General features: G+C 29.4%; 15 protein-coding genes. All 15 read left to right on the forward strand.

What is annotated here, in order from left to right:
• The first annotated feature begins 9 nt into the window (after positions 1–9).
• The 15 genes from mntA (at position 10) to C3E89_RS13560 (ending at position 14,277) form a co-directional block, all read left to right on the forward strand.
• Positions 10–453 (forward strand): type VII toxin-antitoxin system MntA family adenylyltransferase antitoxin, encoded by a 444-nt coding sequence (gene mntA, locus C3E89_RS11650; protein WP_236913113.1) that lies wholly within the window; start codon positions 10–12, stop codon positions 451–453.
• A 133-nt stretch (positions 454–586) separates the two neighbouring features.
• A complete protein-coding gene (locus C3E89_RS11655; RefSeq protein WP_236913114.1) occupies positions 587–1,213 on the forward strand; it encodes a hypothetical protein in 627 nt (208 codons plus the stop codon).
• Complete coding sequence (locus tag C3E89_RS11660; RefSeq protein WP_236913115.1) at positions 1,200–3,050, forward strand: motility associated factor glycosyltransferase family protein; 1,851 nt, start codon at positions 1,200–1,202, stop codon at positions 3,048–3,050. The genes C3E89_RS11655 and C3E89_RS11660 overlap by 14 nt, the downstream gene beginning before the upstream one ends.
• An 11-nt stretch (positions 3,051–3,061) precedes the next feature.
• Positions 3,062–4,141, forward strand: coding sequence for a nucleotidyltransferase family protein (locus tag C3E89_RS11665; RefSeq protein ID WP_005584539.1), 1,080 nt, complete (start codon positions 3,062–3,064; stop codon positions 4,139–4,141).
• Positions 4,134–4,844: an acylneuraminate cytidylyltransferase family protein gene (locus C3E89_RS11670; RefSeq protein ID WP_236913116.1), complete on the forward strand. Its 711-nt coding sequence runs from the start codon at positions 4,134–4,136 to the stop codon at positions 4,842–4,844. The genes C3E89_RS11665 and C3E89_RS11670 overlap by 8 nt, the downstream gene beginning before the upstream one ends.
• On the forward strand, positions 4,837–5,868 hold the full coding sequence (neuB, locus tag C3E89_RS11675; RefSeq protein ID WP_236913117.1) for an N-acetylneuraminate synthase: 1,032 nt from the start codon (positions 4,837–4,839) through the stop codon (positions 5,866–5,868). The genes C3E89_RS11670 and neuB overlap by 8 nt, the downstream gene beginning before the upstream one ends.
• Before the next feature lie 7 nt (positions 5,869–5,875).
• Positions 5,876–7,030: a UDP-N-acetylglucosamine 2-epimerase gene (gene neuC, locus C3E89_RS11680; RefSeq protein ID WP_236913118.1), complete on the forward strand. Its 1,155-nt coding sequence runs from the start codon at positions 5,876–5,878 to the stop codon at positions 7,028–7,030.
• Positions 7,031–7,047: 17 nt separating this feature from the next.
• The gene (locus tag C3E89_RS11685; RefSeq protein WP_236913119.1) at positions 7,048–7,971 is read left to right on the forward strand and encodes a methionyl-tRNA formyltransferase; all 924 of its coding nucleotides are present in this window, start codon (positions 7,048–7,050) and stop codon (positions 7,969–7,971) included.
• A gap of 10 nt (positions 7,972–7,981) precedes the next feature.
• A complete protein-coding gene (locus C3E89_RS11690) occupies positions 7,982–8,650 on the forward strand; it encodes a PIG-L deacetylase family protein (protein WP_236913120.1) in 669 nt (222 codons plus the stop codon).
• A gap of 10 nt (positions 8,651–8,660) precedes the next feature.
• Entirely contained in the window at positions 8,661–9,302 is a 642-nt protein-coding gene (locus C3E89_RS11695; protein ID WP_236913121.1) for an acetyltransferase, read from the forward strand.
• Between the two features lie 6 nt (positions 9,303–9,308).
• Positions 9,309–10,301 (forward strand): NAD-dependent 4,6-dehydratase LegB, encoded by a 993-nt coding sequence (locus C3E89_RS11700; protein WP_236913122.1) that lies wholly within the window; start codon positions 9,309–9,311, stop codon positions 10,299–10,301.
• A gap of 17 nt (positions 10,302–10,318) precedes the next feature.
• On the forward strand, positions 10,319–11,422 hold the full coding sequence (locus tag C3E89_RS11705; protein ID WP_236913123.1) for a LegC family aminotransferase: 1,104 nt from the start codon (positions 10,319–10,321) through the stop codon (positions 11,420–11,422).
• 216 nt (positions 11,423–11,638) lie between these two features.
• Complete coding sequence (locus tag C3E89_RS11710; protein WP_025640818.1) at positions 11,639–11,842, forward strand: hypothetical protein; 204 nt, start codon at positions 11,639–11,641, stop codon at positions 11,840–11,842.
• A 210-nt stretch (positions 11,843–12,052) separates the two neighbouring features.
• A complete protein-coding gene (locus C3E89_RS11715) occupies positions 12,053–13,159 on the forward strand; it encodes a DUF2920 family protein (protein WP_236913124.1) in 1,107 nt (368 codons plus the stop codon).
• A gap of 902 nt (positions 13,160–14,061) precedes the next feature.
• On the forward strand, positions 14,062–14,277 hold the full coding sequence (locus tag C3E89_RS13560) for a nucleotidyltransferase substrate binding protein (RefSeq protein ID WP_442870620.1): 216 nt from the start codon (positions 14,062–14,064) through the stop codon (positions 14,275–14,277).
• Positions 14,278–14,351 lie beyond the last annotated feature (74 nt).

Genomic DNA, 14,351 nt, shown 5'->3' on the forward strand with positions numbered 1-14,351 from the left:
TGAATAAATATGCAAAAAAATATTGAAGAAGTTAAAAAAATTTTAAACAATCATAAAGATAGACTGGTAAATAAATATAATATCGAATTAATTTATATATTTGGCTCCTATGCAACAAACAAAAACAATGAAAACAGCGATTTAGATATTGCAGTATATCTAGGAGGGAAACCAGACGCTTTTATAAGATTAGAAATATTAGATGAACTAGTAGGAATTTTTCGGAGAGAAGACATAGATTTAGTCATTTTAAATAAAGTAAATATAGTGTTGCAATTTCAGGTAATTAAATATGGTGAAGTAGTATACATGAAAGATTTAATAACCAAAGTATTATACGAATCCAGAACCATGAATTTCTATATGGACATGGAATATTTTAGAAATGTTAGAAATACAATTAAGCATGAGAAATTTTTAGAATTCATTAAGAGTGATAATATTACTGAATAGCAGGGGTCACCCTGCTATTTTACATATATAAGGTAGATTAAAGGCTAGTTTTATATGAGTTTTATCAAAAACCAATAAATATTTATCAAATTCTGTCGATAATATATACAGACCATTTTTTGGAGGGAATTTGATGAAAATACATATACTTGACAAAATTTTAGAATATGAAAATAATAAAAATATACTTGATACTATGTTTAATGAAATTAATGATACTGTAAGAGATACAAATCTTATATTTAGTCACCTAATAATTGATGGATTAGAAATATATGATGATTTCTATGATTATTTCCTAGACAATATTAGAAATATAGAAAAAGTAATAGTAGTGACTAAAACCATAAAAAGAATGTCAGAAGAAATATTATTATCCACCGTTGACTATTTAGAAAGAGCAATTCCAGAAATTGAAATACTGTCAAATGAATTCTATAAAACTCCATCAAGAGAATCTTGGAAGAAATTGATGGATTTAATAGAAGGCATCAAATGGATAATGGATACTTTTGCAGCCATTGATTCCAATGAGCAATTGAAAAATATCGTCAATAGCTATGAAGAATGGAATATCTATGCAAAAGATATATATGAACTTAATGAACTAATAATAGAATTTGAAGAAATTCTAGAAAACAGTGACTTTGTTTCCACTGCAGATATACTATCCTATGAAATAATTCCTTTATTTAATAATATGAAGGAGAAATTATTAAAGCTAATTTCAGAAGAGGTGGAAATAAATGATATTGATTGATAATATAAACATCTTAAAATCCGCCTATCCTAGTATATGGAATAGGCTAAAACCTTTAGAAGATACAATGGATAATTCCCTCTTTCAAATAGAAGAAACAAGAAGAGGGGATAAAACTATATCTATAGAAAAAGGTGATAAAAAACTTTATCTTCATAGTAAATATAATCCTATTAGAGAAGCAGAAGCTATTATAGAAGAATATGAGGGAATAGAACCAGGTGCAACGGTAATCTTCTATGGCACAGGATTAGGATACCATATAGATCTGTTTTTACAAAAACATCCAGATGTAAACTACTATATATATGAACCAATACCAGAACTATTATATATTTATTTATCCAATAATTCTTTAAGGAGATTACCTTCATTAAAATTGAAAGATATAATTTTAGCTGATAATGAGTTAGATATTAAAAAATTTTTTAATCAATTAGTTGACAAAACAAATGACAAATTTATACATATTGTTTTAAATAGCCATAGAAATATATTTACTAAAGAATACAATGAGTTCTTAGAATTATTCAAAGAAACCATAAAGGATAAAAAAACAAGTATCGGTACCAATCTAGCCTTCCAGGAAAGATGGATATTAAACAGTATGAAAAACTTTAAAGAAGTATTAAATACTCCCAATATCCTATTAGAAAAGAAAGGCGCATTTAAAAGCAAACCTGCCATACTGGTAGCAGCAGGGCCTTCGTTAAATGAAGAGATAGAGAACTTAAAACAGATAAAAGAGAAGGGCCTAGCCTATATATTTAGTGTTGGTTCAGCTATTAATACATTGATCCATAACAATATATATCCAGATGCAGCCACTACTTATGATCCAACGATACGTAATCAAATTGTATTTGAAAAAGTAAAAGAAAATAGAATAGTGGATATACCTATGATATTCGGTTCTAGTGTAGGTTATGAAACATTAATAGATTATCCAGGTGAAAAATATCATATGATAACTAGCCAAGATACGATTTCTAATTATTATTTAAAAAACCAAGATGGGAAGCCAATAAGTATAATGCAGGATGCTCCATCTATTGCAGTAGTAACGGTACAACTATTGTACGAACTAGGTTTTAATCCTATAATATTGGTAGGACAAAATCTAGCCTATAAGGATAAAAAACGCCATTCTGAAGGTGTACATTACAGTAAAGACGTTACAGACGAAGAAATAGAAAAGGGCATATGGGTTAAGGGTGTATATGGTAACGAAGTGCTAACGAATGAAGGGTTTAATAGAATGAGACAACAGATGGAATACTATATCAAAGCATTACCAAATATAGAAGTAATCAACACAACAAAAGGTGGTGCCCATATAGAAGGAACAAGTTTTAGAGAATTGACATCAGTAATGGACAAATACTTAAAAGAAAAGGTTGTAGAGGATAGTTGGCTTGAAGGCAATAAAACCCAATACGATAAAGAATATTTGAAGACCCGGTCAGAGAAGATGGATAGAGCTTATGAAAAAGCTTTTAAACTAATAGATGAATACTATGACATAATAAATACCATAGAAAAGTTGATTAAAAATCAAAACTTTAATCAAGCAGAAAAGACTTATGTAAAATTAGATAAAGCTTTGAGAAAAATTGAAAGGAACGATTATTTCCAGACCTTCATCCTACCCATGAATAGAGTCCACTATAAACTATTGGCAGATAGTATAGATAGTTTAAATGAAGAAAAAAACCCAATGGAAAAGGGAAGAAGGATAGTGGAGAGTTTTAGGAAATTTATGGATTTGTGCAAGTGGGATATGGAAGGGATAGAGGAAGTTTATAATGAGATGAAAGATACGATCTTAAGTAATTGAGGATGATATAAATGAAAACTAATTTAGAAAATATATTAATCTACGCTAATTGCACTATAAGAGAGGTTTTAGAAAAACTTAATGTTGGGGCAAAGGGGATAGTTTTAGTAATAGATAATAATAAACGATTAGTAGGCACTGTTACTGATGGGGATGTTAGAAGAGCTATATTAAAAGGTGTTTCAATAGATGACGAAATAAATGGAATTGTACATAGAAATCCAATTTATGTTCAAGAAGGAATAGATAGAGAAAGAATAAAGGATATATTTATTAGAAGGGCAGTAAAACAAATACCTGTTATAGATAAAGACGGAATTGTAGTGGATTTAATAGGAATTAACGACATTTTAATTCCAGAAGGAAAAGAAAATCCTGTAATAATAATGGCTGGCGGCCTTGGGACAAGACTTAAAGATTTAACTAAGGAAATTCCAAAGCCAATGTTAAAAGTGGGACAAGATCCAATTCTTTATCATATAATAAACAATTTTAAACAATATGGATATAATAAAATTTTAGTTACAGTAAACTATAAAGCTAAAATAATAGAAAATTACTTTCAGGATGGTTATGCCTATGGTGTTAAAATATCTTATATTAGAGAAAAAGAAAGGTTGGGGACTGCCGGCGGAATAAAACTAGCTGAAGAACATTTAGACAAGCCCTTCTTCGTAACAAATGGAGATATTTTTACTAATTTAAATGTGGATAATATGATGAAATATCATATAGATAATAAATTCGATATGACTATATCTGTTAGGAAATATACTCAAAAAATCCCCTATGGAGTTATTGAAACTAAAGATAATATGGTTAAAAAAATAAATGAAAAACCCGAGACAGAGTATTTAATTAATGGAGGAATTTATTGTTTGAATCCAAATATAGTAAAATTGATACCAAAGGATAAATACTATGAAATTACAGATTTAATAAATTCTTGTATACAAAGAGGATTAAAAGTAGGGTATTATGAGATTAGAGAATATTGGATGGATATTGGTAGAATAGAAGATTACTATAAAGTGAATGATGATATAGAAGAAATTGCAAGTACAATTAATGAAGGTGATAGAATTGATTGATGGAAAAACGGTTTTGGCAATTATCCCTGCAAGGGGTGGTTCTAAAGGAGTTCCAAGAAAAAATATTAAAAATTTATGTGGAAAACCTCTAATTACCTGGACAATTGAAGAAGCTTTAAAAAGTAAATATATTGATAGGTTAGTTGTATCTACCGAAGACGAGGAAATAGCAGAAATCAGTAGAAAACATGGTGCAGAAATTCCTTTTTTAAGACCAATTGAATTGGCTAAAGACGATACTCCAGGAATAGAACCATTATTACACTGCATTTATTGGTTAAAGAATAATGAAAATTATTATCCAGATTACCTATGCACATTACAATGTACATCACCTTTTAGAAATTCTAAACATATTGATGAAGCTTTAGAGTTGTTAATAAAAGAAAAAGGAGATTCAATTATTGGAATTTGCAAATCTGAAGTTAGCCCTTATTGGATGAAAAGTGTAGTAAATGGAAAGTTAATAGATTTTATGGAGGGTTCTGCCAAATATACTAGAAGACAAGATTTACCTGCTGTATATAGGCTGAATGGGGCTGTATATATTGGTAAAACTGACCTTTTATTAAAAAATAGGAATTGGTATACAAATAATACATTGCCTTATATAATGAGACAAGAGGATTCAATTGACATTGACACAATTTATGATTTTAGACTTGCAGAATTAATGATGAAGGAGAAACTTAGGAATGACTGATATATTAAATTTAGTTAAAAAAAAATGCTTTGTAATAGCAGAAGCTGGGGTTAACCATAATGGGGATATTAGTATTGCAAAAAAATTAATAGATAAAGCTTTTGAAGCAGGAGCTGATGCTATAAAGTTTCAAACCTTTAAAGCAGAAAACCTAGTAACTAGAGAAGCACCAAAAGCAGAATATCAAAAAGAAACTACAGGTGATGGAAATCAATTTCAAATGTTAAAGAAACTAGAACTTTCTTTTGAAGAGCATATTATACTCAAAGAGTACTGTATTGAAAAAAGTATTACTTTCATATCAACACCTTTTGATTTTGAAAGTGTGGATCTATTAGAAAAAATAGGTGTACCTTTATATAAAGTAAGTTCTGGGGACCTAACTAATTTACCTTTACTAAGTTATATAGCCAGTAAGAACAAACCAATAATACTATCAACTGGCATGGCTAACTTAGGGGAAGTAGAAGAAGCAGTTGAAACTATATTTGAAACGGGGAATAAAAATCTTGTTTTATTACATTGTACATCTAATTATCCTACAGTTTATGAGGATGTGAATTTACGAGCTATGCTTACTATGAAAGAAGCCTTTAAACTTCCAGTAGGATATTCTGATCATACAATTGGTATAGAAGTGCCAATAGCTGCAGTAGCGTTAGGTGCAAAAGTTATAGAAAAGCATTTTACATTAGACAAAACCATGGAAGGTCCAGATCACAAAGCTTCATTAGAACCAGATGAGTTAAAGATTATGGTAAATAGTATAAGAAATATTGAAAGGGCTATGGGAGATGGGGTTAAAAGGTGTACTGAAAATGAGAAGAATACAAAAAGAGTTGCTAGAAAAAGCATAGTAGCAAGCAAAGATATCATGAAAGGTGAAACAATAAAATTAAATGATATTAATTTCAAAAGGCCTGAATTTGGATTAAAGCCTAAGTATGTAAAATTAATAATTGGTAAACAGGCTAGAAGAAATATAAAAGAAAATGAATTTATTTTATTTGATGATTTGGAGTAGATATATTATGAAAAGTGTTCTAGTTGTTACAGGAACAAGAGCAGAATATGGACTGCTATATTGGACAATGAAAGAAATACAAAATGACAAGGACTTACAGTTGCAACTAATGGTTACAGGTAATCATTTATCAGAAGAATATGGCTACACAGTTGCGCAGATAAAGAAAGATGGTTTTCATATTGATGAAGAAATCGATATGATTATCGATTCAAAAAATAAGAGTGCTATTGTAAAATCTATGGGTTTAGAAATGATTCAAATGGCACAAGCATTTGATAGATTAAAACCTGATATATTGCTTATTCTTGGTGATAGGTATGAAATATTTGTTGCAGCAACATGTGCTATGATGATGAATATACCTATAGCACACATGAATGGTGGAGAATCTACAGAAGGACTTATTGATGAACAAATAAGACATGCAATAACTAAGATGGCACATATACATTTTACTGGTGCAGAGTATTATAAAGAGAGACTATTAAAGATGGGAGAGGAGCCGTGGAGAGTTTACAATGTAGGTCAGGCTGGTATAGAAAATATAAAAAGATTAAAGCTATTAGAAAAAGAAGAATTAGAAAATGAACTTGATTTAAAATTAGATAAAAAAACATTCTTGATTACATATCATCCAGTTACATTAGAAAGTATTAGTACCAAAGAACAGATTGAAAATCTTTTAGAGGCAATTACAAAGTTCGATGCTAAATATATATTTACATATCCTAATGCTGATTATGGTAATAAACTTATAATAGATAAAATAAATGAATTTAAGGGAAAGTATAAAGATGTTTATGTATTTCATAGTCTTGGACAGATTAAATATCTGAGTTTATTGAAATATGTAGATGTTATGATTGGCAACTCTTCAAGTGGTATTATAGAGTCTCCTTCCTTTAGATTGCCAGTAGTAAATATTGGTGATAGACAGAAAGGTAGGCTTAGAAATAACAATATTATTGATGTTGGTTATAGTGCAAGAGAAATTATTAGCGGAATTAATATAGCGTTATATGATGATGAATTCAAACAAGGTTTAAATAGTATGATAAATTTATATGGAGACGGTAGGACAAGCAAAATTATAGTAGATATATTGAAAAGTATTATCGTAAGTAACCGAAAATTGTTATTTAAAAAGTTAACCTATTAATTAGGAGTGAAGTAAGATTGAGGGCTGTTATTATTGCTGGTTTAAAAAATGGAAAGTTAATTACAAAATATCTATTTGAGGATGTAGAAACTGATGTTTTGAAAGTATATGTATTAAAAGATGAATATGAGACGAAAGTTTCAGATTTTGTTAAGTTTGATGATGTAGTTGATGAAAATTTGTTATGTAAAGTTGATAATATAAATGATTATGAAGAAGAAATATCAAATTTAAAGCCTGATATAATTTTTGTTGTAGGATGGTCACAATTAATTTCTAGAAGAATAATTAATAGTGCTAAGATTGGTGTCATTGGTTTTCATCCCAGCAAACTACCTAAAGATAGAGGTAGAAGTGTTTTAGCTTGGCAGATTGCTGAAGGTTATGAAAAAGGTTGCGTTTCAATGTTTTGGATAAATGAAGGTGTAGATTCTGGAAATATAATCGGTCAAGAAGAATATATTATAAATTATTCAGATACAATAAAAGAAGTACTTGAGAAAGTTTATTATACATGTTTAGATTTATTAAAAAAATATTACCCATTAATAAAAAACAAAAAAGTTACAAGTATCAAACAAGATGAATCTATATCAACTTATAGAAGAAAAAGAAATAAATATGATGGGAAAATAGACTGGTCAGAAGATTCTAGAAGTATTTATAATTTAATTAGGGCGATAACAGAACCTTATCCAGGAGCATTTGCAATATATAATGGCGTAGAAGTTTTAGTTTTGGCAGCAGAAGAAATTATATATACATTTAATGGCTTTGATTATATTAAGACAGGTACTATTATAGGGTATATGCCATATAAGGGGATAATTGTGAAATGTAAAGATAATAGTATACTAGTTAAAAAAGCAAAAATTGATGGCACATATTTAGAAGGAGAAAAACTAATACACTTTTTTAAAATAGGAGATAAATTTGAGTAGGGGTGTTAAATTGAAACGAACACTTATTATTTCAGTCCATCCAGATGACGAAACACTAGGATGCGGTGGTACAACTTTAAAGCATAGAGATAATGGCGATGAGATTTTTTGGTTAATACTGACGAAGGCAGATAAGTCAGTAGGTTTTACAGATGATTTTTTATTGAAAAGGGAAAGGGAAATTAAAACAGTTTCAGACTTATATGGGTTTAAGGAAACTATAAAACTAGATTTCATGACAACTAAACTACACTTAGTTGATTTTAATGTTATGATTACTGCTATTTCAAAAGTTATAAATCATATAAAACCTCAAATTGTCTATATGAATAATAGATCTGACATACATACAGATCATCAAATAGCAGCTAAAGCTATATTAAGTTGTACAAAGAGCTTTAGGTATCCCTTTATAGAAAGAATCCTTATGTATGAGTGTATATCAGAAACGGAAATGTCAGCACCATTTCCAGAAAATATGTTTATTCCTAATGTATACTCTGACATATCTAATTATATTGAAAAGAAAGTGGATATAATGAAGATTTATAAATCAGAAGTTCAAAATCCACCAATGCCAAGAAGTTTAGAAAATATTAGAGCTTTGGCAAGGTATAGAGGCGCTAGTTGTGGAGTTGACTATGCAGAAGCTTTTATGTTAGTAAGAGAAAGGTTTTGATGGTGATACCATGAAAAGAATCGTCCTTATTGGTGGTGGAGGCCATTCAAAGGTTGTAATGGATATTATAAAAAGCAGCTATGAATTTGAAATAGTTGGGATAACGGATGAAAATTCTCAAGTGAAGGAAGTTTGTAACATTCCTGTATTAGGGGATGACAGTATACTAGAAGAGCTTTTTGATAAAGGCGTTGAGTATGCTTTTATTTGTATAGGAATCAGTAAAAATTTTGATTTAAGAAATAAGTTATATGAGAAAATTAAAAATATAGGATTTAAAATTCCTACACTTATACATAGACAAGCTATAGTTTCACCTTATGCTAAAATAGGGCAAGGAACTTGTGTTATGGCAGGAGCTATTATAAACTCTTATGCTCAAATAGGAGAAAACTCTGTGATAAATACCGGGGCAATAATTGAACACGACTGTATTATTGGGGATAATACTTTTATATCTCCAGGAGCTATCTTGGGAGGAAATGTAATCATTAAGAAGAATTCTTTTATTGGTATGGGTAGTAAGATAATCGAAGGCAAAATTATAGGAAATAATGTAATTGTTGGTGCTGGAGCAGTAGTTATAGATGATATACCGGCCAGTTGTACTGCTGTGGGTGTTCCAGCAAAAGTAATTAAAAAGAAGGAGTAGAAGCAAATGAATCTAAAAGGCAAAAAAGTGTTAGTTACTGGTTCAGAAGGATTTATTGGAAGTCATTTAACAGAAAGACTTGTTGAGTTGGGAGCTAATGTAACAACCCTAGTACAATATAATTCATTTAATAATTGGGGATGGATAGACACTTTTGATGGTGAAATTAAAAATAATATAGAAATAGTTACAGGGGATATTAGAGAATACGATAATGTAAAAAGGGTAGTAAAAGGTAAGGATATTGTATTTCATTTGGCTGCATTAATAGCAATTCCCTATTCTTATTTATCACCAATGGCTTATGTAAGAACAAATGTTGAAGGAACTACAAATATTTTAGAAGCTTGTAGAGATTATGACATTGAAAAAATAGTACATACTTCTACATCCGAAACCTATGGTACCGCTCTATATGTACCTATTGACGAAAAACATCCAATGCAGGGGCAATCCCCTTATTCAGCTTCGAAAATTGCGGCAGATAAAATGGCAGAAAGTTTTTATAGAAGCTTTAATTTACCTGTAGCAATTATTAGACCTTTTAATACATATGGGCCAAGGCAGTCAGCTAGAGCAGTAATACCTACTATTATAACTCAAATAGCAACAGGAGCTAAAGAAATTAAACTGGGAAGTTTAACTCCTACAAGAGATTTTAACTATGTAAAAGATATTGTTGAAGCATTTATTAAAATTGTAGAAAGCGACAAAGCCATAGGACAAGTATTAAATGCAGGGTCTAATTTTGAAATAAGCATTGGTAATTTAGCAAAAACCATTATAAAAATAATGGATAAAGAAGTGGAAATAATATGTGATGAACAGAGATTCAGACCCGATAAATCTGAGGTAAATAGATTATGGGCAGACAATTCAAAAATAAAGGAATTAACAGGATGGCAACCTAAATATTCCCTTGAAGAGGGGTTAAAAGAAACTATTCAATGGATAGAAAATAATATGAAATATTATAAGCCAGATATATATAATGTGTAAGAATTGAGGTTGATTATATGATACCATTATGTGTGCCAAAAATAAAAGGTAACGAATGGAAATATATTAAAGAATGTATAGATACAAACTGGGTTTCATCTGCTGGCTCCTATGTAGATAGATTTGAAAGGCATTTTAGTGAATATTTAAATGTAAAAAAATCAGTGACTACATCGAATGGAACTACTGCACTTTTTTTGGCGTTAAAAATATTAGGAATTAGGGAAGGTGATGAGGTAATAGTACCTTCTCTTACTTTTATTTCTCCAGTTAATACAATAAAATATGTTGGGGCAGAACCAGTATTTGTAGATGTAACTAGAGATACATATGTAATGAATGTTGAAAAAGTAGTAGAATTAATTACTGATAAAACTAAGGCAATTCTTCCAGTTCACCTATATGGGCACCCAGTGGATATGGGCAAACTACTGGAGATAGCTAAAAAATACAATCTTTATATAATAGAAGATGCTACGGAAAGTTTAGGTGCACTTTATAAGGATAAACATGTTGGAACTATAGGTGATATAGGTTGTTTTAGTTTTAATGGTAATAAACTTATTACCACCGGTGCTGGAGGGATGCTTGTAACGAACAATGAAGAATTAGGTGATAAGGGAAAATTTTTATCCACTCAAGCGAAAATAACCAATGAAAACAAATCTTTCTACCATCCTGAAATAGGATACAATTTCAGAATGCCAAATATTTTAGCTGCCATGGGTTGTGCACAATTGGAAGACATCGATGAATATATTAGGATAAAAAGAGAGAACGCTTCATATTATAACAAATTACTTAAAAACGTAAGAGGAATAACTATGCCTATAGAAAAAGAATGGGCTAAAAATGTTCACTGGCTTTATTCCATAATAGTAGAAGATGAATATGGTATAAGCAGAGATGATTTAATAAAAATACTAGCCAAAAACAAAATAGAATCTAGACCTTTCTTTACACCAATTCATAAAATGCCACCGTATAAAAATTGTCGACATGGAGATTTATCAATAACAGAGGAATTAGCAAAAAAAGGACTAAATTTACCTAGCTCAGTAGGGCTAAAGAAAGTTGAAATTGAGAAGGTTTGTGAGATAATTAGTGGTAAAGGTGTTTGAAATATTACTGTTAATTATATATATAGTGAGAATCAAGCTAATGGATTGAAAAAGGCATATAATGAAAAAGTGATATTTAATATGAAATAACTCCTTTACTATTTAGCTTGGGGTCATTTCTACACAAAATGTATAATAAACTTAGGGCAAAATGAAATACTATGATATTGAAAGTAATAGTAAGCTTTTGTCCAAAATAGAGGGTCAAACCGATCAATGGAATTAGAATTAGCATTAGAAGAAAGGAAAGAGCAAGAATTATCTACTAAGCAGAATATTTATGCCTATATTTTTGAAGGTAGAAGGTATGATATAGGCAATAAATTAGGTTTTTTAGAAGCAACAGTGGAGTTTGCATTGAAAAGAGAGGATTTAAAGGATGAATTTATATCTTTTTTAGAGAGTATAATATCAAAATAAGATTAAGAGTTGCTAAATTTTATGTTATACTTGATATTTTTGTTGTATTTTGTTAAATTTGATACGGCAACTTGATTCGTAATTAACTCGTTTAGAGATGAATAATGCCTTATAAAAATATAGTATTATACCATTGGTGGACCATAATTATTAAAGTCATTTATCTAATCTTTAATTATAGACCTAGAAAGTTTATCGGAGGATAGTATTATGGCAAAAGAATATGATTTTTCTATGTATGGGTATCCAAGCATATATAAAAACATGGAAAGAAAATTACATGTTTATTTTACTGAACCAGAGCGAGGAATCAATGAAAATACTGGAATCCTTTTATTAATACCTGGATTTGGCGGTAATTCTCAATCAAACGTATACAAAAAGATGAGAAACGTTTTTGCAGACAAGCATAATCTAGTTGTTGTGCAATGTGATTATTTTGGATGGGAGTTTATGCAAAAGCCTAATAATATTACACTAAATATCTCAAAAGATAGTTTATTACAAATTTTCACAGCTAAAGAAGTAAATTATATCTTCAAGGACAATAATTATTTTGAAAGATTAATTGAGATATGCGGGAAGTATGGTTTTTCGATTACTTGTGATGAAAAGTTAAATGAAGATTTATCAAATTTTAACGATATGGGACTTATGCAAGCGATCGATAATGTCACTGCTGTAATTACAGTTATAGAAATTATAAAAGATAATAATTACAAGTTTGATGAAGGTAAAATAATAGCATATGGCCATTCTCATGGAGCATATTTGGCCTATTTGTGCAATGCATTTACTAAGGATTTATTTACACTTATCATAGACAACTCTGCTTGGCTTTTTCCAGCGTATTTAAAAAGTGATAGGTATGTGAATACATATTATAATAATGTTCTAATAACCACAAAATACAGTTATTTGGCTAAGGACATTGATTATGATGAAGAAATATTAAATCTAGAGTTTCTATATCAGAATTTTGAAAATAGATGTACTATTGTTTGTTACCATGGAACAGATGATAATTTAATTTCAAATATAGATAAAGAGAAATTTGGCAAAAATATTAACTGCTTTATTTACAGAGAAGTATCTTTTGATAAGGTTGATGGTGAAATTTTCAAAAATACTAACCATGGCTTAGGTTCAGACCATCTGAAATTATTTGATTACACTATGGAAAAATATAAATTCAATTTTGACAATGGAAAAACTTTAGAATTAGATACTGTAGAATATAATACAAATATTAGGAGATATTGCATCGATTATATCAATAAAGTTCCTAGGTTAAAGATTGCAAATATCAGTGTATAGCTAACAATGGAGAAGTTTGTGGCTGAAAGAAATTATATTAATAAAAACAAGCAATAAAGTTCAGTGATAGTGAACGATATTAATGTCTATTTAGAAGAAAATCCATGGAGTTAGAAAAGTAATATTTTATGACCACAATATTAACTAAAGAAGAAGATGCCTAGAATAATCATTACTATAGACTGTAATATATTTTGGCTATAAGTAATTTATAATCACTCTAATATGGCAAGAAATATTAATTAGAGGTTGAATTCTAATTGGTATAAATATATTTTTAGTTTGCTAAAATTTTAGAATAATATATAAAGAATCAGATGTTTTACCCCTTATTTCTATCTCTTTGTGGGTATTTTAATCCTATTTCTAGTCCTGATTAGTAATATTTTTAGAAACTAGGGCGAAGCAAAGCAAACCCTAGTTTATTTTTGATAACAAAGCTAATTCTAAAATCATTCCATATATGATAACTTGTATTAAAAGATAACAATTTAGAAGGTCAATTCCATGACTAAGGATATAATTAGTCTAATCAATGAAAAGTTAAGAGAAATGGAGAGGAATTTAATTTTTATAAAACAAGTTTTATAGGTGAGCAAAAATGCAAAAAACATTTCCTTATGATTTTACTCTAAAACATGAAATAATAAGATATAATAAATATAAACAGATAATGAAATTCCCAAAGGAAAAGGAGGGGTATTTCTGTGGGGGAGAATATCCGTTAGATTCAAAGGTTCGATAATTATAAAAAGGCATTATGGCAACTTAATAATGCAGTGGAATTGATGGGAAAAAGGGAATTATCCATACTTAAGAAACAAGGAGTTATACAAACCTTTTAATATACTTATGAATTAGCATGGAAGACTTTAAAAGATTTTCTTGAGCATAGGGGTAGTATAGGCATATATGGTTCAAGAGATGCTACAAAAAAAGCCTTTGCATTAGGGCTTATAGAGGATGTAGAAATATGGATGGAAATGATAAAAAGTCGTAATCTAACAAGCTATACATATGATGAAAGGACAGCAGATGAGATTATTGATCTTATAAAAGATTCATATTTTCACCAAAATTACAACAGAGCTTGGATGGAAGCCTTCATATACTTTTGATGAAGGAACAAAATAAACTATAGGGTGGTATTTAAATAATACGGATTGGATTGAAAATATTGTTTGTGGCAATT

Source organism: Clostridium sp. Cult1 (assembly GCF_021655095.1).
Classification (GTDB): domain Bacteria; phylum Bacillota; class Clostridia; order Tissierellales; family Tepidimicrobiaceae; genus Schnuerera.

What these genes read in the sequence shown, in the direction of transcription:
- C3E89_RS11665 (WP_005584539.1), top strand. Translation starts at nt 3,062, where the DNA reads ATGAAAACTAATTTAGAAAATATATTAATCTACGCTAATTGCACTATA.
- mntA (WP_236913113.1), top strand. Translation starts at nt 10, where the DNA reads ATGCAAAAAAATATTGAAGAAGTTAAAAAAATTTTAAACAATCATAAA.
- C3E89_RS11700 (WP_236913122.1), top strand. Translation starts at nt 9,309, where the DNA reads ATGAATCTAAAAGGCAAAAAAGTGTTAGTTACTGGTTCAGAAGGATTT.
- C3E89_RS11655 (WP_236913114.1), top strand. Translation starts at nt 587, where the DNA reads ATGAAAATACATATACTTGACAAAATTTTAGAATATGAAAATAATAAA.
- C3E89_RS11710 (WP_025640818.1), top strand. Translation starts at nt 11,639, where the DNA reads ATGGAATTAGAATTAGCATTAGAAGAAAGGAAAGAGCAAGAATTATCT.
- neuB (WP_236913117.1), top strand. Translation starts at nt 4,837, where the DNA reads ATGACTGATATATTAAATTTAGTTAAAAAAAAATGCTTTGTAATAGCA.
- C3E89_RS11695 (WP_236913121.1), top strand. Translation starts at nt 8,661, where the DNA reads ATGAAAAGAATCGTCCTTATTGGTGGTGGAGGCCATTCAAAGGTTGTA.
- C3E89_RS11660 (WP_236913115.1), top strand. Translation starts at nt 1,200, where the DNA reads ATGATATTGATTGATAATATAAACATCTTAAAATCCGCCTATCCTAGT.
- C3E89_RS11715 (WP_236913124.1), top strand. Translation starts at nt 12,053, where the DNA reads ATGGCAAAAGAATATGATTTTTCTATGTATGGGTATCCAAGCATATAT.
- neuC (WP_236913118.1), top strand. Translation starts at nt 5,876, where the DNA reads ATGAAAAGTGTTCTAGTTGTTACAGGAACAAGAGCAGAATATGGACTG.
- C3E89_RS11705 (WP_236913123.1), top strand. Translation starts at nt 10,319, where the DNA reads ATGATACCATTATGTGTGCCAAAAATAAAAGGTAACGAATGGAAATAT.